At 58.3% G+C, this 18,634-nt stretch carries 13 protein-coding genes; 5 read left to right on the top strand and 8 right to left on the bottom strand.

The window, feature by feature from the left end; all coding sequences use genetic code 11:
• Nucleotide 1: 1 nt before the first annotated feature.
• Both AACY49_RS09910 and AACY49_RS09905 read right to left on the bottom strand, forming a co-directional pair.
• A complete protein-coding gene (locus AACY49_RS09910) occupies nucleotides 2-1,393 on the bottom strand; it encodes a GntP family permease (protein WP_339523347.1) in 1,392 nt (463 codons plus the stop codon).
• Between the two features lie 282 nt (nucleotides 1,394-1,675).
• Nucleotides 1,676-3,091 (bottom strand): sigma-54 interaction domain-containing protein, encoded by a 1,416-nt coding sequence (locus AACY49_RS09905; RefSeq protein WP_339523345.1) that lies wholly within the window; start codon nucleotides 3,089-3,091, stop codon nucleotides 1,676-1,678.
• 213 nt (nucleotides 3,092-3,304) lie between these two features.
• Here AACY49_RS09905 and AACY49_RS09900 point away from each other — a divergent pair, with 213 nt between their 5' ends.
• From AACY49_RS09900 to AACY49_RS09885, 4 genes are all read left to right on the top strand, one after another.
• Nucleotides 3,305-7,300 carry an RCC1 domain-containing protein gene (locus tag AACY49_RS09900; protein WP_339523343.1) on the top strand — a complete coding sequence of 1,332 codons (3,996 nt, stop codon included), beginning with the start codon at nucleotides 3,305-3,307 and terminating at the stop codon, nucleotides 7,298-7,300.
• Nucleotides 7,301-7,378: 78 nt separating this feature from the next.
• A complete protein-coding gene (locus AACY49_RS09895) occupies nucleotides 7,379-8,320 on the top strand; it encodes a hypothetical protein (RefSeq protein WP_339523341.1) in 942 nt (313 codons plus the stop codon).
• A 35-nt stretch (nucleotides 8,321-8,355) separates the two neighbouring features.
• Complete coding sequence (locus AACY49_RS09890; RefSeq protein ID WP_339523339.1) at nucleotides 8,356-8,892, top strand: hypothetical protein; 537 nt, start codon at nucleotides 8,356-8,358, stop codon at nucleotides 8,890-8,892.
• A gap of 47 nt (nucleotides 8,893-8,939) precedes the next feature.
• Nucleotides 8,940-10,271 (top strand): hypothetical protein, encoded by a 1,332-nt coding sequence (locus AACY49_RS09885; RefSeq protein ID WP_339523337.1) that lies wholly within the window; start codon nucleotides 8,940-8,942, stop codon nucleotides 10,269-10,271.
• Here the strand turns inward: AACY49_RS09885 and AACY49_RS09880 are convergent.
• The 6 genes from AACY49_RS09880 to AACY49_RS09855 form a co-directional block, all read right to left on the bottom strand.
• Entirely contained in the window at nucleotides 10,265-11,848 is a 1,584-nt protein-coding gene (locus AACY49_RS09880) for an ABC transporter ATP-binding protein (protein ID WP_320394148.1), read from the bottom strand. The genes AACY49_RS09885 and AACY49_RS09880 overlap by 7 nt on opposite strands.
• A gap of 14 nt (nucleotides 11,849-11,862) precedes the next feature.
• On the bottom strand, nucleotides 11,863-12,885 hold the full coding sequence (locus AACY49_RS09875; RefSeq protein ID WP_258700276.1) for an ABC transporter permease: 1,023 nt from the start codon (nucleotides 12,883-12,885) through the stop codon (nucleotides 11,863-11,865).
• Nucleotides 12,885-13,946, bottom strand: coding sequence for a microcin C ABC transporter permease YejB (locus tag AACY49_RS09870; protein WP_320394149.1), 1,062 nt, complete (start codon nucleotides 13,944-13,946; stop codon nucleotides 12,885-12,887). Before AACY49_RS09870 ends, AACY49_RS09875 begins: the two co-directional genes overlap by 1 nt.
• On the bottom strand, nucleotides 13,946-15,814 hold the full coding sequence (locus tag AACY49_RS09865; protein WP_339523332.1) for an extracellular solute-binding protein: 1,869 nt from the start codon (nucleotides 15,812-15,814) through the stop codon (nucleotides 13,946-13,948). Before AACY49_RS09865 ends, AACY49_RS09870 begins: the two co-directional genes overlap by 1 nt.
• 135 nt (nucleotides 15,815-15,949) lie before the next feature.
• Nucleotides 15,950-16,231 carry a peptidylprolyl isomerase gene (locus tag AACY49_RS09860; protein WP_258700279.1) on the bottom strand — a complete coding sequence of 94 codons (282 nt, stop codon included), beginning with the start codon at nucleotides 16,229-16,231 and terminating at the stop codon, nucleotides 15,950-15,952.
• Between the two features lie 98 nt (nucleotides 16,232-16,329).
• Nucleotides 16,330-17,211: an esterase/lipase family protein gene (locus AACY49_RS09855; RefSeq protein ID WP_258700280.1), complete on the bottom strand. Its 882-nt coding sequence runs from the start codon at nucleotides 17,209-17,211 to the stop codon at nucleotides 16,330-16,332.
• A gap of 339 nt (nucleotides 17,212-17,550) precedes the next feature.
• Here AACY49_RS09855 and AACY49_RS09850 point away from each other — a divergent pair, with 339 nt between their 5' ends.
• Nucleotides 17,551-18,603, top strand: coding sequence for a hypothetical protein (locus AACY49_RS09850; RefSeq protein ID WP_339523327.1), 1,053 nt, complete (start codon nucleotides 17,551-17,553; stop codon nucleotides 18,601-18,603).
• The last annotated feature ends 31 nt before the right edge of the window (nucleotides 18,604-18,634 follow it).

Here is an 18,634-nt window from a genome sequence, read left to right as displayed (position 1 = left end):
CTCACACAATGCCAGTGGCGTAGAAAGTACCGATCACCACAAAAACAGCGAGTGTCTTGATCAGCGTAATACAGAAAATGTCTTTGTAGGCCTCGCGGTGGGTCAAACCGGTAACCGCCAGCAAAGTAATCACCGCGCCGTTGTGCGGCAGGGTGTCCATGCCGCCACTGGCCATCGCGGCGACCCGGTGCAGCACTTCCAATGGAATATTGGCGGCGTGGGCGGCGCTGATGAACGTCTCGGACATCGCTGCCAGGGCGATGCTCATGCCGCCCGACGCCGAACCGGTGATGCCGGCCAGCAGGGTGACGGTAATCGCTTCGTTGACCAGCGGATTGGGAATGCTTTTGAGCCAGCCGGACAGCACCAGAAAACCCGGTAGCGAAGCGATCACTGCACCGAAACCGTATTCCGATGCTGTGTTCATCGCTGCCAGTAATGCGCCGCTGACCGCACTTTTACTGCCTTCGGCCAACTTGCCGCGAATCGTCTGGAAGGCGAACACCAGCACCATGACGATGCCCACCAGCAAGGCCGCCTGGACCGCCCAGATCGCTGTCAGCTTGGCGATGTCGGTGGTCACCGGCGCTGCCATGCCCGGCAGCGAAAGGCTGTGAGTCTTGCCATACCACTCTGGAATCCAACGGGTGAATAGCAGGTTCATCAGGCCCACCATCAATAGCGGCGACAGCGCGATCCATGGGTTGGGCAGCTTGATGTCCGGCGCGGTTTCCGGCTCGTTGCGCAGCGCCGAACCATAACCTTCACCCTTGCGCTGGGCCTTGTTGCGCTGGCTCTGCAAAAACAGCATACCGGCGCAAAACACGAAAATCGTGCCGATCACCCCCAGCCACGGCGCCGCCCAGGCGGTGGTGTTGAAGAAGGTGCTGGGGATGATGTTCTGGATCTGCGGCGTGCCGGGCAGGGCATCCATGGTGAACGAGAATGCGCCGAGGGCGATGGTCGCCGGGATCAGGCGCTTGGGGATATTGCTCTGGCGGAACATCTCGGCGGCAAACGGGTAGACCGCAAACACCACCACAAACAGCGACACGCCACCATACGTGAGCAGGGCGCAGACCAGCACGATCACCAGCATCGCCTGGCGAGTGCCGAGCAAGCGAATCGCCGCCGCGACGATGGAGCGGGAGAAACCCGACAGCTCGATCAGTTTGCCGAACACGGCACCGAGCAGGAATACCGGGAAATACAGTTTGACGAAGCCGACCATTTTTTCCATGAACACCCCGGTGAAGACTGGGGCAACGGCGGAAGGGTCGGTGAGCAGGACGGCGCCGAGGGCGGCGATCGGGGCAAAGAGGATAACGCTGTAGCCACGGTAAGCAGCCACCATCAGCAGCGTGAGGGCTGCCAAGGCAATGATCACATTCATGGTGTGTCTCCTTCGATTGTTATTTTTGTAGGGTGAAGCTTTGTGGGAGAGGGCTTTAGCGAGTTTCGTGCCATCTATATAAGTTATTGAAATATATAGAGATTATGTTTTCTATCAGCGTTATGGAAAATGTTTGTCTCCGTTTTGAGACGGGCGGAGGGCCTTAAAAGATCGCAGCCTTCGGCAGCTCCTGCAGGGAAATGCGGAAACCCAACGTAGGAGCTGCCGAAGGCTGATCTTTTGATCCTGAAAATCCATCTACCAAAGGAGATCAATGTCTCTTCATTGAGACTCGGCAATCCCCAACGCCACCATTTTCTTGTACAAGGTCGATCGCCCCAACCCCAACCGCGCCGCCGCTTCGATCACCTTCCCGCCGCATTGCGCGAGGGTGGATTCAATCAACTGCCGATCAAACCGTTCGCGAGCTTCACTGAAGGTTTCATGGGCAATCGGCTCAAGGGGCAGAGGCGCTGCACGCTCTACCGGCGTAAAGCTACCAATCGCCGCACGGATATCCGTCGCGTTCAGCATCAAATCATCACTGAGCAACGCCGCGCGTTCCAGCACGTTGCGCAGTTCCCGAATGTTCCCCGGCCAGGCGTGTTGCCCCAACAAATCCAGGGATTCGCGGTTCAGTTCATGCTGACTGCGCAACTCCTCGAGGATCGCTTCACTGAGTGCCGGCAGGTCGTCGAGGCGATCACGCAGGGGCGGGACCTGGATCGGCAGCACGTTGAGGCGGTAATACAAATCGGGGCGAAACTCGCCACGTTTGATCGCTGCTTCCAGATCGGTGGAGGTGGCTGCGATCACCCGTACATCGCTCTGAATCACTTCGTTGGAGCCCACCGGCTCGAATTCCTTTTCCTGCAGCACACGCAGCAGCTTGCTTTGCAGTGGCAGCGGCATGTCGCCGATTTCGTCGAGAAACAGCGTGCCGCCCTGGGCGATTTGCAACTTGCCGGCGCGGCCCTTGCGATCGGCCCCGGTGAACGCGCCGGGTGCTGTGCCGAAGAACTCGGCTTCCAGCAGCGATTCGGGAATCGCCGCGCTGTTGATGCTGACGAAGGCTTTGTGGGCTCGAGGCGATGCACCGTGGATCGCCTGGGCCAGCAGCTCCTTGCCGGTACCGGTTTCGCCGAGCAACAACACCGGTGACTCGGCACTGGCACTGCGCCGGGCGCGGCGTTTGACTTCCAGGCTGGCGGCGCTGGTGCCAATGAAATGGGCGAAGTTGTACTTGGTTTGTCGTGCACGCAGCAACGAACGGGTCGATGCCAGTTCTTCCTGCATGCTCAGGTAGCGCTTAAGCATTGGCGAAAGGCTGCGCAATTCGTCGAACAGGGCAAAACCGATGGCGCCGATCACCGCGCCGGCGTCGTCGTGAATCGGCAGGCGCATCACCACCAGCGGTTCCTTGGGGGTGTCCTGCATGTCCAGCAGGATCGGCCGACCGGTGCGCACCACCTCACGCAACAGGCTGCCGGGGATCACGCTTTCACAGGCCCTGCCGATCGCCCCTGCGGCCGATTCGAGACCGAAACGCCGGGCATAACGCTCGTTCATCCAGACGATGTTCGCGTCGCGGTCGACAATCACCGTGCCTTCGCTCGATTGCTCGATGATTTCGAACAGCGAACGGATCGCCAGGGTGCGAACGCGCTGGTAGTCCTTGAGGCTTTCGGTGGTGTTCATGGGTGTCCTATCCAGAAAGTGTGGTGTCTGTGCGGGCCTCATCGCGAGCCTGCTCGCGAAGGCCGCAATAGGGTGTGACCGTTCGTCGTAAGCAATCGCTGACCTGTTATTTCTGACAGTTGTGCCCGCACTGATCCAGGTGTCGAATGAGTTCATCCAACGGCGATGTTTGTTCCTCGCTTGTGCGCCTCATTTAAAGACAGGAGACTGCAGATGACCACTGAAGAGTTGTTGCCGGAATTACTTTCAGAACAAAGCTCGGGAGTTCTGGCGCTGGCGCCGATTTACATTCCGGGCCAGATTCCGGAAATCCACGATGCCGACGGTACACCCAACCCAAACCGGTTTGGCGTCAACCGCAGCATGATCACCTCCAACGCCAATGGCTTGTTGGTGAACGTGGACCCTTACACCGACTCCAAATCGGGTGACAACATCCAGATATTCTCCAGCCTCGATCCAACGCCCTTGTTGTCGTTCTACCTGATGGCCGGTCGGGAAAATGAAATCTCCCACGTGTTCTTGCCAGGGCATTTGCTCGTAGCGGGTTTTCAGACCTTCTGGTACGTCATTACTCGCAATAGCCAAAACTACGGAACATCTCCACCGCTGGAGGTATTCATCAGAACGCTGCTACCCGGCGGTACGGATCCACAGCCGGATCGCCCCGGTCACTACCGGCTTCTGGCGCCTGTGTTACTCAATGTTCCGGCTGGCGGAGTGACCAAGGAACTGGCGGAGTCCGCAGAAGGGGTGAGGTTCGCTATTCGACCTTATCCGAACATGCGGCAATTCGACGTCATTACCTGCAGTTGGGGCGGGTACGAGTTTCACATCACGGTGGGGCTTGATCAGGTCGGTCAGGAAATCCAGGAAAAGGTACCGTTGGACGTCATTCAGAAGGCCGGCAACGGTGACCAGATTTTCATCTGGCGTCCGCTTGACGAGGTGCATAACCGTGCCAGCGACTGGTCGCTGCGCACTACCGTGTATGTCGAGGTGATTGGTGATCTATTGCGTCCGGTCATCCTGGAAGCGGTGCAGGTCGACCCGGACACCGGTGAGTTGTTTTATGATCTTGCAGCGTTGGGTAACAAGGACATCCAGGTCGACGTTGTCACCCGGCCGGTGACCTTCGAACTGCAGGACACCGTCAAGCTGTCGGTCTCGCAGATCAAGGACGGCGTTGAGTCTGTGGTGTTCACCGAGACCAAAACCGTTACGCAAATTGATAGTACGGTGAGATTTTTCCTGCCCAGTGCCACGGTTCAGCAACTGGCTCGGGAACACATTTACTTTCGCTATGAACTGACCAAGAGAAGCAGCGGCAAGACTCGACGCTCCAGTCGAACCACTGTATGGATCAAAGGGACGGCAGTGAATCTGCCAGCGCCAAAGATCCTGCCGATCAATGGTGTCGTGGTGGACCCCACTAAAGCGGCCACCGGGATTGTCTCCCCTCATGCGGCGATTGCACCTCAGGTCTGGTTGCACTTCTATGCCATTGGTACGGCCCCTGGCGGAGTTGTGCATCTGTATGACAGCGGGCGGCGCATCAGCAGTTCTCAGGCCACACGCGACATGACCTTTCCAATGCAGGCGAGTTTTATTGGCAAGATCGATGGCGGGCCGCTGGACGTGTATTACAAGGTGGGTTCCAGTCAGGACGATCCACTGGCCGTCGAATCATTGCGTCACAGCGTGCGGGTGGGCGAACCCAAGCCCGATCTGGAGGCCGTTTTCGTGGTGGATGCTGTGGATGGGGTGCTGGATCCCGAACAGCTGCCTCCCTTCGCGGATGCTGAGGTTCAGGTCCTGCCGTTCAGGGATATGAAGGGCCATACCGTCTATCTGTGGTATCAGTCGGATAACCCGGTGGACTCGCAACGCTATGAAGACTCGGTTGATATCGACGACCGCGATATTGACATCCCGGTATCGTTTTACCTGGCTCAGGATTTCCTCAACGAACACAAAGGCTACAGGTTGGCGATTGGTTACTCGGCTGAACCCACAGACGGCTCGGGCACGGAACGTTTTGGTGCCACTACCACCGTGAGCATCGGCAACGCCGAGCTGCCGCTTCTACCCAAACCGAAGGTATTGGAGGCCGATGCGAACGGTGTGGTCAAACCGAGCGATACCATTGTCAATGGAGCCTCTATCCGGATCAATGATGCAGACTTGAAGTTTGGCGACTTTATAAAGCTTTGGTGGGATGGTGCTGCCGGCAACGATGCGAACACGGACTATTACTACGAACAGCCCATTTCATTCAATGATGACGGGAAACCTTTCGTGCATCAGGTGCCCTACAAGCATGTGCAGGCAAATCAAAATGTTGGTGTGCAGGTTTGGTATGAGGTCGAGCGCGAAGCAGGGGGCGTACAGGAATCAGAAGTGCTGCTCCTGAACATACAGGAGGCGGCTCTACCTCTGCCGGCAATCAGCGAGGCGAAAGGGCCCAATCAGGATCAGATCAATCCTGATGATGTTCTTGCTGATGGCGCAAGCGCGTTAATTGGCGTGACCGCACAGCTTAAAGAAGGGGATGTGGTCACGCTCACACCCAGTGGTGGTTCTCCGATTGTTTACACCGTACTCAAGAGTGACGAAGGTCAGGAACTGACCCGAAAGATTTCCCGGACGTTCATCGAGCAGAATAACGGCGGCAGTTTTACGTTGGGATACACCATCAAACGTAAAGTCGGCGGCCCCATTGAAGCATCGGAGTTCAAAAACTTCGATGTGCGTCGGGTGATCGGATCGGGAACTTTGAAAGTCATGGGAGCCCGCCATAACTCCAACACCTATCGATCTTCAAGTTTGCCTTGCCTGATGTGGGCGTTCAATGCACAGACGCTTCAGCCGATGTTGGCAGAGTGGCGCTATGTCGGCGATACCGCGTGGATAGCGGGCACTCGATTCATCGATACGGACTCCGAACGGGCGTTGCAGGTGCGTTCTTCGACTGATCAGGTGACGCTCAATCCCGTCAACATCTGTGGCAATGGTGTGGACGCCAACATCAGCGGCGCTGCAGCGGTCGCCGTGCTGCGCGATTCCCGGAGGTCGGGTAGTGGGGCCGTTGGTGGTCGTGATCTTGTCGGATTCGGTAACGCCTCATATGGCGGCAACATTCCACCGGTGTATTTGATTCAGGAGAATCTGCGCGCAGTTTTTTGCTCCGGTGGTGCTTTCGTGGCATTGACCCGGGAAGGCGCCGCGTTGCCGTGGGGGGAAGCAGGCAGTGGCGGCAATATGGGTGCCATCAATCCTGACGGGTTCAAAACGATCGCCAGCAACAGTTACGCCTTTGCCGGGCTGACCACTACCGGTGACGTACGATGCTGGGGCAGAGCCGCAAACGGTGGGACGCTGCCAGCGGGGGGGCTGAGCAATATCAAGCGTATTTTCAATGGTGGCCTGGCGTTCGCGGCAGAACGGATGGACGGCAGTATCACTGCCTGGGGCGCTGCTGCTGCGGGCGGTGTGGCTAACCCGGTCCCTGGCATCAATAACGTGGAGAAGCTCATCTGTTCCTACCAGGCGTTTGCCGGCATTACCCAGACAAAGCGTCTGTTTGCCTTCGGTGGCGCAGCTTATGGCGGCAGTATTCCGGCGGCAATCGCCAATCGTACGGACATCCAGCGACTGTGCTGCGCTAACGCCCGTGCTTTTGTTGCGCTAACCAGCGGAAAAAATGTCGTCGCCTGGGGAGATAACGCTTATGGCGGCAATCTCACCAGCTATCCGGGTATCGCAGCGTTGCGATTCGTGGATGTCGCTTCTACCTGGCAGGCATTTGCCGGTATCACAGAAAACAATCGCGTCGCCGCGTGGGGAGCCGCCCCGGCCGGGGTCGTCCCCGCCCAAATTGCCAGCCTGACCAATGCGATTCAGGTTGTAGGGGCGGCCCATGCCTTTGCAGTGCTGTGTGCCGATGGTCGTGTCTTTGCGTGGGGCAACGCAACATTGGGCGGCAATACCGCACCGGTGGCCGCGCAATTGGTGAACGTTGTGGCCATTTACACCAACTCGCACGGGTTCATTGCGCTGACTTCCGACAACCGTGTAGTCACCTGGGGACATGCAACGGCCATCGGGGGCGCCACCGGTCTCAATGGCTTTGTTTCCTACATCGACAGCACAGCCACGGGTATGGAAATGGCCAGTACCCAGGCCGATGGGATCACCGAGTCTCAATAGAACCCCCCAATCAACTCCTTTGTCACTCGTCGCCTCGTGAGGGCGCCGAGTGCCTGACCGACTTTGAGGTATCCGAAAATGCTTGAAGAAATCAATGGTGTCATGACAACCCTGATTGCCCCGACTGTTGACGGTTCCAGTCCCGAGGGAACGCTGGATCCGCAGTCGCTGCCAGAGAGAACGGCTGTCCGTCTGGCCTCGTACATCGGGATGAAATTCAATGATGAGGTGCATCTTTACTTCACCCCGGACGGCGCCTCTAGGGTGCTGATCGACAAGATCAGAATCAGAGCGAACCAGGGTGAGACACCTCCGTGGTTCAGTGTTCTCTCTGATGAATTCGCCAAGCACTTGGGGAGCGTGATTCGGGTGAGTTATGAAGTCTGGTTTGGCAACCAGCGACTGCACACATCCCGGGAGTTGCAGCTTGAGATCAAGACCGGTTTCGAAGGTGAGCACACGCTGGATCTACAGACTTACAACTATGTGGTAGTGACCGGTAAACCGCCACTCACCTCGCCTGCGTTCTCCCGTTTCACCCGAGAGGCCACATGGGGTGTCGCACCATATGAATACACCAGCAGCGATACCACGGTTGCCAGCGTTGAACGACAAGGGGAGGTGACTGCCACGGGTAACGGCATCTGCACCCTCCGCGCGACCGATAGTGTCGGCCAAGCCAAGAGCTACAACCTGACTGTTACCGGAATAGGTCAACTGCACTTCCTGACGGCTACCGCCAATTGGTCCGGCATGCGCAACGCCTGCACGGCAGCCGGGTTGGAACCGGCCACACTGGCCCAGCTGCGACAACTGATGAGTATCTACAGTGCCAATGCAGGCTCGCTGACCGATTACTTCGAACTGTTGCCTTATCCGTTCTGGACCGGTGAACTCAACGGTGCCAACACCGCCTGGATCGTCGATCTGGATAAACGCGAAAACGATCCGCTGGATCCCCACTTCACCTCGGCCGACCTGAGTGAGTTGCATCAGGTATTGGGTATTTCCATTCGCTGAGAAAAGCTCATGGCGTAGCGCCAGGGGGAGATTACATGAACGTCTATCGTTTGCTGATTCACAGCACGCTATTGCTTTACCTGCAATTTGGTGGAATTGCCCAGGCTGTCACTGGCCCGCAACATGATTACTTTCGGGCGACGGGGACGTGGCAGCCCGCTCTGCGTCTTGATCTGGGTGATACCGGGCAACGGATATTTGGTTTCAATCAACAAGATCAGTTGTATTTCGGATACCAGGTGGCGTCCCGCCTCAATGCACGGTTTCGCGATACCGCCATCACCTGTCGCGACGGCAGTGCGGCCTTCCATTGCAACGGTGTATTGATACGTGGCACTGCCGCTTCGACCCAGTTTCATGCATGGAACCCCAGCCCCAACTCGGTGGGGCGTAATGGTGTTTCGTTCTCTTGGGCAAGAGCCACTGTGGGAATGCTACAGATCGCCGGCAACCAGAGGTTGATCTTCAAGGAATCGGCTGCCGCCATCCGGACGGTGCCGATCGTCCGGGTCGCGCTCAACGCACCCGGCGCGAATGTATTTTTCTACGAGCCATCGGACCAGAGCACGTAGTGAGCAGCCGTCGCAATCGGAATGTACTTTCAGGAGGAGGGTTCTTTATGGAACGAGGGAAAGGATATATGAGGTGGTTTGCCGGGCTTTTTCTGAGTCTGTTCTTTACCCACGGTGTCTGGGCGGTCACAGGACCTGAAGTTGCGCAGTTGCTCAATGCCCGTTATCGGCTGTCCGTCAGTGAATGTGTCGGTGCCACTGCGATTCATTATTGCAGTGGCGTGTTGGCACGTCGCTCGCAGAATGCGCCGACAGTGGGATTCTGGAAACTCAGCGCGGAAGCGGTTTCCTCCGGCGTTGAACGGTTTGACTATTGGCGGGTTGATCGTGCCCCGGTACTTGCAAATCGACCTAACGGTTTCGTGTTTACCGATGTGTTCACAGCGATCGGCCTGGGCAAGCAACTTGATGTATTGCCGGCAGCGTCGAATTCCGAGGCCTCGGTCAAGAATTGGGATGATGGGGCCCCGGCCCGAGCTCCATTGCAGGCGCTGTTCTATGACTTGGGCACCGCAGGTGCGCTGCGTGGAGCACAGAGGGATCAACTGGCGTATTTTCGGGTAACCGGTGAGTGGCTGCCGATCCTGCGGGTGCAGCGCGATGATGCACAACAGAGCCTCTTTGGTTTCAATCAGGCTGATCAATTGTATGTGGGTTATCAAGTAGCCGCCCGATTGAATGCACGGTATGCCGATACGTCACCGACCTGCCGGGATGGTCGGGCAGCGTTTTATTGCAATGGGGTACTGATCCGCACGACTGACCAATCGACGGCGTTTCATTCGTGGAATCCCAGTCCTGGATCGGTGCGCGGCAACGGTGCCTCTTTCAGTTATCTGCGAGCCGACGCCGGTGTCATCAGGCTTTACAAGGTCCAGGGATTCGTCATCCGTGAACAGGCTGCACCGGTAGGCAACCCCATGAGCTTGCGATGTGCTTATCCATTTGATGGCGGTACCGGTGGTTCAGCGGACGCTTGTAGAGTCCGCGGCGGAATGTGCGGTGAATTGGGGGTTACCAGTGTCCAGGCATGGACTGCGCGGTATGCTGCCCGTCCGAACTCCTCATGTGCATTCGACCTTGATCCACAGCAATTCCAGCTCAGCATCGACGTGCGTTTGAATCGCAGTGATTATTACGGCTGGAACGAGTTTATGGTCGCTGCCTGGCCTCAGGACAATCCATCACAACTGCCCATCGAAGCGTTCATCTACACCACTCAAGCGCTTGGCGGTGGAAATGGATTGGCTGGCGCGCAATATGACCAAAAGGACTATTTTCAGGTGTCCGGACGATACATACCGATCATGCGAGTGACATTGAACGCGGCACCCGGTCAGGTATTTGTTTTTGACCCTCAAGAGCAGGGCGTTCAGTAAGCCCACCCCGGATGCGCCGCCGCCAACAGCTCTTTGGTATACGGATGCTGCGGCGAGTCGAACACGTCGTGGCTGGCGCCGCTTTCCACCACTTTGCCGTCCTTGATCACGATCATGTCGTGGGCCAGGGCGCGCACCACCGCCAGGTCGTGGCTGATGAACAGGTAGGTCAGGCCATGTTTCTCCTGAAGCTGGCGGAGCAGGGCGACCACTTGTTTTTGCACCGTGCGGTCGAGGGCCGAGGTCGGTTCGTCGAGCAGGATCAGCGCCGGTTTCAGCACCAGCGCGCGGGCAATGGCGATGCGCTGGCGCTGGCCGCCGGAGAATTCGTGCGGGTAGCGATGACGGCTTTGCGGGTCGAGGCCGACTTCTTCCAGCACCCGGATCACCTGGGCCTCGCATTCGTCGGGGGTGGACTGGCTGTGAACCTCAAGGCCTTCACTGATGATCTGCGCCACGGACATCCGCGGGCTGAGGCTGCCGTAAGGGTCCTGGAACACCACCTGCATCTTCTTGCGCCATGGCCGAAGTTGCTTTTGCGTCAGGCCATCGAGGGCCTCACCCTGAAAGCGAATGCTGCCCTCTGAGTCGAGCAGACGCAGGATCGCCTGGCCGAGGGTGGATTTGCCCGAACCGGATTCACCGACAATGCCCAGGGTCTTGCCGCGTTGAACGTTCAGGCTGATGCCATCTACTGCGCGCAGGTAAGTTTTACGCTGAAACAGTCCGCCACCGATGGCGAACTGCACCCGCAGATTATCCACTTCCAGCACTTTCTCACGCTCGTCCCGGGGCAGGGCTTCACCTTCTGGCTCGGCATTCAACAGCACACAGCTGTAAGGATGTTTCGGCTCGGTGAACAGTGTCTCGCAGGGCGCCTGCTCGACGATTTCCCCGGCGTGCATCACGCACACCCGCTGGGCGATGCTGCGCACCAGATTGAGGTCGTGGCTGATCAGCAGCAGTGACATGCCGAGCCGCTGTTGCAGGGATTTGAGCAGCAGCAGGATCTTGCGCTGCACCGTCACATCCAGCGCGGTGGTCGGCTCGTCGGCGATCAGCAGCTCCGGCTCGCAGGCCAGGGCCATGGCGATCATTACCCGTTGCCGTTGGCCGCCGGACAGTTGATGGGGATAGGCCTTGAGCCGCTCTTCGGGCTTCTGGATGCCCACCAGTTGCAGCAACTCGAGAATCCGCGCTTGCGCCGCTTTGCCCCCCAGCCCTCTGTGCAACAGCAGGGTTTCGCCGATCTGCTTTTCGATACTGTGCAGCGGGTTGAGGGAGGTCATCGGCTCCTGGAAGATCATTGCGATCCGGTTGCCGCGCAGCTCGCGCAAGGCCTTGGTGTCGGCGCCAATCAATTCCTGGCCGCGATAGCGAATGCTGCCGGTGGTTTGCGTGCCATTTTCGGGCAGCAGTTGCAGGATCGAGTGGGCGGTCACTGATTTACCGGAGCCCGACTCACCGACCAACGCCAGGCATTCGCCGGGGCGGATGTCCAGGCACAGGTTGCGCACCACGGTCTGGCCACTGAAGGCTACGTTGAGGTCGCGGATTTCGATCAGGTTGTCACTCATATCAACAGTCCGCTTCAGGAACGAGGGTCAAAGGCATCACGCAACGCCTCGCCAATGAACACTAATAGAGAAAGAATCAACGCCAGGGTGAAAAACGCCGTCAGCCCCAGCCATGGTGCTTGCAGGTTCTGCTTGCCTTGACCGATCAATTCGCCCAGGGACGCGCTGCCGGCTGGCATGCCGAAGCCGAGGAAGTCCAATGCGGTGAGGGTGGAAATCGCCCCGGTCAGGATGAACGGCAGATAACTCAGGGTGGCGTTCATCGCATTGGGCAGAATGTGCCGCACGATCACCTTGCGGTCGGTCAGGCCCAGCGCGCGGGCGGCCTTGACGTATTCGAGGTTTCGCCCGCGCAGGAACTCGGCACGCACCACGTCCACCAGGGCCAGCCAGGAAAACAGCGCCATGATCCCCAGCAGCCACCAGAAATTCGGCTCGACGAAGCCCGACAGAATGATTAGCAGGTACAGCACCGGCAACCCGGACCAGACCTCCAGCAAGCGCTGACCGAGCAGGTCGACCCAGCCGCCGTAATAGCCTTGCAGGGCACCGGCGGCGATGCCGATCAACGCGCTGATAAAGGTCAGAGCCAGCGCGAACAGGATCGACACCCGCGCCCCGAAAATCACCCGGGCCAGCACGTCCCGGGCCTGATCGTCGGTACCCAGCCAGTTGACCTTCGACGGCGGGCTCGGCGCCGGTTGATTGAGGTCGTAGTTGGGCGTGTCGTCGCTGAACGGGATCGGCGCAAACAGCATCCAGCCGCCGTCCTTGTGGATCAGCTTCTGCACGTAATCGCTGCGGTAGTCGGCCTGAAAGGGCAGTTGCCCGCCAAACTCCTGCTCGGTGTGGCGTTTGAGCGCCGGGAAGTACAACGAGCCCTGGTAGCTGACCATCAGCGGTTTGTCGTTGGCGATCAGCTCGCCGCCCAGGGTCAGCAGGAACAGGCCGACAAACAACCACAGCGACCACCAGCCCCGGCGGTTTTTCTTGAAGCGTTCGAAGCGGCGACGGCCCAGTGGCGAGAGCTTGAACATCAGGCATTCCTCGCGGCGAAGTCGATACGCGGATCGACCAGGGTGTAGCAGAGGTCACCGATGATTTTTATCAGCAGGCCGAACAAGGTGAAGATGAACAGCGAGCCGAATACCACCGGATAGTCCCGTGATACAGCGGCTTCGTAACTCATGCGGCCCAGGCCATCGAGGGAAAAAATCACTTCGATCAGCAGTGAGCCGGCGAAAAACACGCTGATGAAGGCCTGCGGAATTCCCGACACCACCAGCAGCATCGCGTTGCGAAACACATGGCCGTAAAGCACTCGGCGTTCACTCAAACCCTTGGCGCGGGCAGTGACCACGTACTGGCGAGTGATTTCATTGAGGAAGGAGTTTTTGGTGAGGATGGTCAGGGTGGCGAAACCGCCGATCACCAGCGCCGTCACCGGCAACACCAGGTGCCAGAAGTAATCGGCGATTTTGCCCACCGTCGACAGCGACTCGAAGTTGTCCGAGACCAGGCCGCGCACCGGGAACCAGTTCAACGAGGTGCCGCCGGCGAAGACCACGATCAGGAACATCGCGAACAGGAACGCCGGCATGGCGTAACCGATGATGATCGCGGTGCTGCTCCAGATGTCGAAATGACTGCCGTGGTGCACGGCCTTGCGGATGCCCAGCGGAATCGACACCAAATAAGTGATCAACGTCGCCCAGAGCCCGAGGGAAATGGTCACCGGCATTTTTTCCAGGATCAGGTCGGTGACCGTGGCGCCGCGGAAAAAGCTCTTGCCGAAATCGAGATGGGCGTAGCTCTTGAGCATCAGCCACAGGCGTTCCGGCGCCGGCTTGTCGAAGCCGTATTGCTTTTCGATCTCCTTGATCAGCTGCGGATCAAGCCCGCGGCTGGCCCGTGAGCTGCCGTGCATTGTCTCGCTGGAACCGCCGCCGACCCCCGCGCCGCCGATGCCTTGCAGCTTCGCGATAGCCTGTTCCACCGGGCCACCGGGCGCCGCCTGGACAATGACGAAATTGACCAGAAGAATGATCACCAGCGTCGGAATGATCAGCAGCAAACGCCGCAGTATGTAAGCCCACATCAGTGCGGCCCTCCGGGTTTGCCGCGCTTGATGAGTTCGGCGGTCATCTGTTCGTTGGTCAGGGGTGTGGAACTGACTTCCCACCAACTCTCGATGGCTTCGTCATTGCTCGCTTGCACAGCGGGAATGCCGAAGCGGTTCCACCACAGGGTCGAACTGCCTGGCGGGTAATAGTTGGGAATCCAATAGAAGTTCCATTGCAGAACACGGTCCAGGGCATGTGCGTAGCGCAGCATGTCGGCCTGGGTGTTGGCCCGAACCAGGCCGTTGATCAACGTATCGACCGCCGGATTCTTCAGCGCCATGTAGTTGTTGGAACCCGGATCGTTGGCCGCCGCCGAGCCAAAGTAGTTGTACAGCTCGTTACCCGGCGAGTTGGTGACCGGGTAGCCGGTGACGATCATGTCGTAGTCCCGGGACATCAGGCGGTTGACGTACTGGGAGGCGTCGATGCGGCGAATGTTCAGGTCGATACCGATTTGTTTCAGGGTGCGTTTGTAAGGCAGCAACAATCGGTCCATGCCGTTCTGGCTGATCAGGAAGGTGAAGCTCAGCGGTTGACCTTCGGCATTGACCAGTTGATCGCCATCGGGTTTCCAGCCCGCCTGTTCGAGCAGGTCCAGGGCTTGCAACTGTTTATCGCGAATCACGCCGCTGCCATCGGTTTTCGGTGCTTCGAAGACCTGCGTGAAGACTTCGTCGGGGATCTGCCCGCGCAGCGGTTCGAGAATCGCCCGTTCACCCGCGTCGGGCAGTTGTCGGGCGGCGAGGTCGGTGTTGGAAAAGAAGCTCTGCTGGCGGATGTACAGGTCGCGCATCATCTGCCGGTTGCTCCACTCGAAATCCCAGAGCATGGCCAGGGCCTGGCGCACGCGGCGGTCCTGAAACATCGGGTTTTGCAGGTTGAACACAAAGCCCTGAGACGATTGCGGTGCCTCTTTGGCCAGGTGGGCCTTTTGCAGGCGACCGTCGCTCAGGGCCGGGCTCTCGTAACCAATGGAGTAGGCGGTGGCGGAGAATTCGCGGTTGTAGTCATAGGCACCACCACGTAGTACCTGACGGGCGACGTCGGTGTCGCCGAAGTACTCGATGCTGAAATGATCGAAGTTGTAGAGGCCACGGCTGACCGGTAAATCCCTGGCCCACCAGTCGGCGTTACGCTCGAAGGTGATGCTGCGCCCGGAGTCGACCTTGCTCACCCTGTATGGCCCGCTGCCCAGTGGCGGTTCGTAACCGCCACCATTGGCGAAGTCGCGGGTCTTCCACCAGTGTTCGGGAAATACCGGCAAGGTGGCGATATCGAGGGGCAGGGTGCGGTTTTCATTGCTTTTGAAGTCGAAGCGAATGGTTCGCGGCGACTCCACTTCGACGCCTTTGACGTCGGCGAATTGCGTACGATAACGCAGGCTGCCCTGGGTCATCAGCAAGTTGAAGGTGTAGCGCACGTCTTCGGCCGTGATGGGCTTGCCGTCGGCGAAACGGGCGTTCGGGTTCAGGTAGAAACGCAGAGACAAACCGTCGTCGGAACGCTCCATCTGTTGCGCCACCAGGCCGTACACGGTGTAGGGTTCGTCCAGCGAACGCAGGGCCAGGGGCGAGTAGATCCAGCCGTCGATCTGCGTGACACCAATGCCTTTGTCGATGTACGGCAGGACATGGTCGAAATGACCGATTTCCAGCGCTGAGCGACGCATCGTGCCACCCTTCGGCGCTTGCGGGTTGGTGTAGGCGAAATGGCTGAAGCCGGCGGGATACTTCGCCGGTTCACCGTATACGGTCAACGCCTGTTGCGGTGCAGCATTCACACCGGCGGCGCCCAACAACAGGGCCGCGGCAGTGAACAACCAAGTGGGGAAAGCCAGTCGCATTGTCAGCCTTATAGCCGGATGATCGATAAGCACAATTTGTACGCTAGCGGCGCGTCCCTCGCCAGCCGTATCACGTAACGAAAACACAACGGCCCACCAAAAGGCGGGCCGTTGTGTAGAAAACTCAAGGGTCGATCAGTCCTGACGGCTGGTCACTTCCAGCAGGTGGTAACCGAACTGGGTCTTGACCGGGCCTTGCACCACGTTGATCGGTGCGCTGAAGACCACGGTGTCGAATTCCTTGACCATCTGGCCTGGGCCGAACGAACCCAGGTCACCGCCCTGGCGGCTGGACGGGCAGGTGGAGTTGGCTTTGGCGATTTCGGCGAAATCGGCGCCGGCTTCGATTTGGGCCTTGAGTTCGTTGCACTTGGCTTCGGTGGCAACCAGGATGTGACGGGCAGTGGCTTTGGCCATGGGAAAATACTCCATTCAATGTTCAGTAAAGTGCGGAGCCTACCGGATTCAGTGGGCTATTTCTCTCTCAAAGTTTCGTCCGGCTTTTATGGCATGGCTTAAAGGCCGGCATTCCTCAAGCGTTCGGCATGCTGCACATACAGGGCGATCGGGTCGATACCTTTGCGCACCTGACCGGTTGTCTGGCAGAGGCTCTCCAGATGGTCGAGTGGATAGTCCGAACGGATCACTTTACCCAGATGGGAGCTGAACCGGCCGACCATGCCGTCATTCTGCTCGGCTTCGGTGGTGAAATAGTGGGAAAAGGCCCGGAGGAACCCGTGCAGCGGATGGAGTGCATTGAGCCCCTCGTCGAGGATGTTTCCCGGCAGGGTGCCGCTCCAGGAATAGTAGCGCACGCCGTTAACCAGTTCGCGACCCTTGCCCCCCCAGGTTTTCGGCAACCCTTGAGGGTATTTGTCGTTGAATGCGCCGACGCCTTCGGTAGTCATTGTATTGAGCGCGGCGATGGCGTTCTGCGGCAGGTGCCGGTTGCCACTGAGCAACGACAGGAAGTCGGCGAACAAAGTAGCCACCGCTCCGGCGACATGTTCTGGCAGGCGTCCGGGGGTCAGTGCCTTGCGCAGGAAGTCGGCCAGTTCCGAGCCATGATTCGGCCCGCTGACCGATGTCACTGAAGCGACCGCCTCTGGCGCCAGCGCCCCCGCATAACGTGCAGCCAGTGCGCCCTGGCTGTGACCGATCAGATTGACTTTTTCTGCACCGGTTCCTTGCAGTACCCGCTCGATCTGCGCCAACAGTTGTTCGCCGCGGGTTTCATTGCTGTGGGTAGCCGACAGGTGCGGGATGAAAACCCTTGCACCAGCGTTTCTCAGGGCCAGTTTGACGTCATGGAACAGTTCCAGATTACCAATGCGATCGAAGCCGAAGAGCCCGTGGACCAGCAGGATCGGATAGTGAGTGTTTGCATTCCGTAGCATGTGCATTCCTTTTTCGCAGTAGGTCAGGTGTGTGCTTAAGGGCGCACTCTAAAGCACACCAGCCGCCCGGTGATGTATGAAAAAGCCGCTGTAACCTGATGAAAACGGAATAGAAATGGTGCGAAAGTTCGGATGAACATGAGGTCTTGGTCGGAATATCTGGACATCTTTTTAGCGATGACTGGACGCTTCTTCGTAATGACCTACTTATGAAACGTCTTTTTTCCGTACAAACCGACGCGATTGTCCGGCATCGCGGATTAACGCCGTGGGTTTCAATGGGCTTTGTTCGATGCCGACCTTCAAGGCGGCATTTATTCCAGGGACTGGAGCGTGTGAATGACTTTTTATGAAGCGGATAGCCTCAATGTTGTAGAGCAATGCATGGCGGCACCACAGCTGGAGCAGGCGGATAACTCGGTGCTCGATCCGTCGGAAAGTAAAGCCATCGTCACCGTTGCGCCTTACCCGTATATGGCCTGCGGAGACAAACTGGAAATGTTCTGGTCAGGTATTGATGCAGAGGGGGTTGCGTATTGGCACGACGTGTCGCGTTTCGTCAGCGAAACTCAGGTGGGCAGGGCGGTGGTCTTTCGCGTATCGGGTGAACACATTGCCGCACTGGATGGAGGATCGCTCGAGGTTTACTACAGGCTCTACAGTGCGCTCCTTTGTGAGCCAGTGGAGTCCGAGCGTTTACACCTGTATGTCGGTGATGCACGGCCAGATTTGCTGCCTGCGATTGTGGACGATGCAGTGGGCGGCACGCTCGACCCGGGCAGGGTCGCCGAGGGCGCGAGCATAACGATCAGACGGTATGCCCGGATGGCGGCTGGAGATCGGGTCTTGCTGTCTTGGGCAGGGGGTACGCCACAAGCGAGCTTCAATGACGCATTGACAGTCGAATCCTTTGCAATAGAAGGCGAACTGTCGTTCTGGATACCTCCCGACTGTATTGCACCCAATCTCGGGGCAGTTGTTACGGTCAGCTATTGCGTCGAGCAGAAGGGGCAAACATCACGTTTCTCTGAACCTGCGAAGCTGTTGATCGGCCCTCTGGAACGAGGACCGCTTTTGCCACCCTCCGTGCTGGAAGCCGATGAGGGTTGGCTGGAGCTGCAAGATGCGATCGATGGTGTCACCGTCGTGATCGACAATGTCCAGGCCGAAGAGGGCGAACTGGTCTACCTGAAGTGTGACGGCGAGCATTTCAGTCACCGCGATGAACGTGAGGTTTTCAGGGAAATGGCCGGCCAACCGTTGGTGTTTGTCGTTCCCTACAGGTTCTGGCGCGAGCATCGGGACTTGACGGTCCGAATAGCCTATTCAGTCGAACGTCTCGACGATGTGAGCCAGCAGTCCGAAGTCACGTTAGTGCGAGTGCAGTCGTAAACTGATTTAACGTCAACAGCCTTCCAGTTTT

Source organism: Pseudomonas sp. EL_65y_Pfl2_R96 (assembly GCF_963970905.1).
Classification (GTDB): domain Bacteria; phylum Pseudomonadota; class Gammaproteobacteria; order Pseudomonadales; family Pseudomonadaceae; genus Aquipseudomonas.
The sequence above is the reverse complement of the archived record's forward strand: the minus strand, read 5'-3'. Positions and strand labels throughout refer to the sequence as shown.

What these genes read in the sequence shown, in the direction of transcription:
- AACY49_RS09910 (WP_339523347.1), bottom strand. Translation starts at nt 1,393, where the DNA reads ATGAATGTGATCATTGCCTTGGCAGCCCTCACGCTGCTGATGGTGGCT.
- AACY49_RS09905 (WP_339523345.1), bottom strand. Translation starts at nt 3,091, where the DNA reads ATGAACACCACCGAAAGCCTCAAGGACTACCAGCGCGTTCGCACCCTG.
- AACY49_RS09900 (WP_339523343.1), top strand. Translation starts at nt 3,305, where the DNA reads ATGACCACTGAAGAGTTGTTGCCGGAATTACTTTCAGAACAAAGCTCG.
- AACY49_RS09895 (WP_339523341.1), top strand. Translation starts at nt 7,379, where the DNA reads ATGCTTGAAGAAATCAATGGTGTCATGACAACCCTGATTGCCCCGACT.
- AACY49_RS09890 (WP_339523339.1), top strand. Translation starts at nt 8,356, where the DNA reads ATGAACGTCTATCGTTTGCTGATTCACAGCACGCTATTGCTTTACCTG.
- AACY49_RS09885 (WP_339523337.1), top strand. Translation starts at nt 8,940, where the DNA reads ATGGAACGAGGGAAAGGATATATGAGGTGGTTTGCCGGGCTTTTTCTG.
- AACY49_RS09880 (WP_320394148.1), bottom strand. Translation starts at nt 11,848, where the DNA reads ATGAGTGACAACCTGATCGAAATCCGCGACCTCAACGTAGCCTTCAGT.
- AACY49_RS09875 (WP_258700276.1), bottom strand. Translation starts at nt 12,885, where the DNA reads ATGTTCAAGCTCTCGCCACTGGGCCGTCGCCGCTTCGAACGCTTCAAG.
- AACY49_RS09870 (WP_320394149.1), bottom strand. Translation starts at nt 13,946, where the DNA reads ATGTGGGCTTACATACTGCGGCGTTTGCTGCTGATCATTCCGACGCTG.
- AACY49_RS09865 (WP_339523332.1), bottom strand. Translation starts at nt 15,814, where the DNA reads ATGCGACTGGCTTTCCCCACTTGGTTGTTCACTGCCGCGGCCCTGTTG.
- AACY49_RS09860 (WP_258700279.1), bottom strand. Translation starts at nt 16,231, where the DNA reads ATGGCCAAAGCCACTGCCCGTCACATCCTGGTTGCCACCGAAGCCAAG.
- AACY49_RS09855 (WP_258700280.1), bottom strand. Translation starts at nt 17,211, where the DNA reads ATGCTACGGAATGCAAACACTCACTATCCGATCCTGCTGGTCCACGGG.
- AACY49_RS09850 (WP_339523327.1), top strand. Translation starts at nt 17,551, where the DNA reads ATGACTTTTTATGAAGCGGATAGCCTCAATGTTGTAGAGCAATGCATG.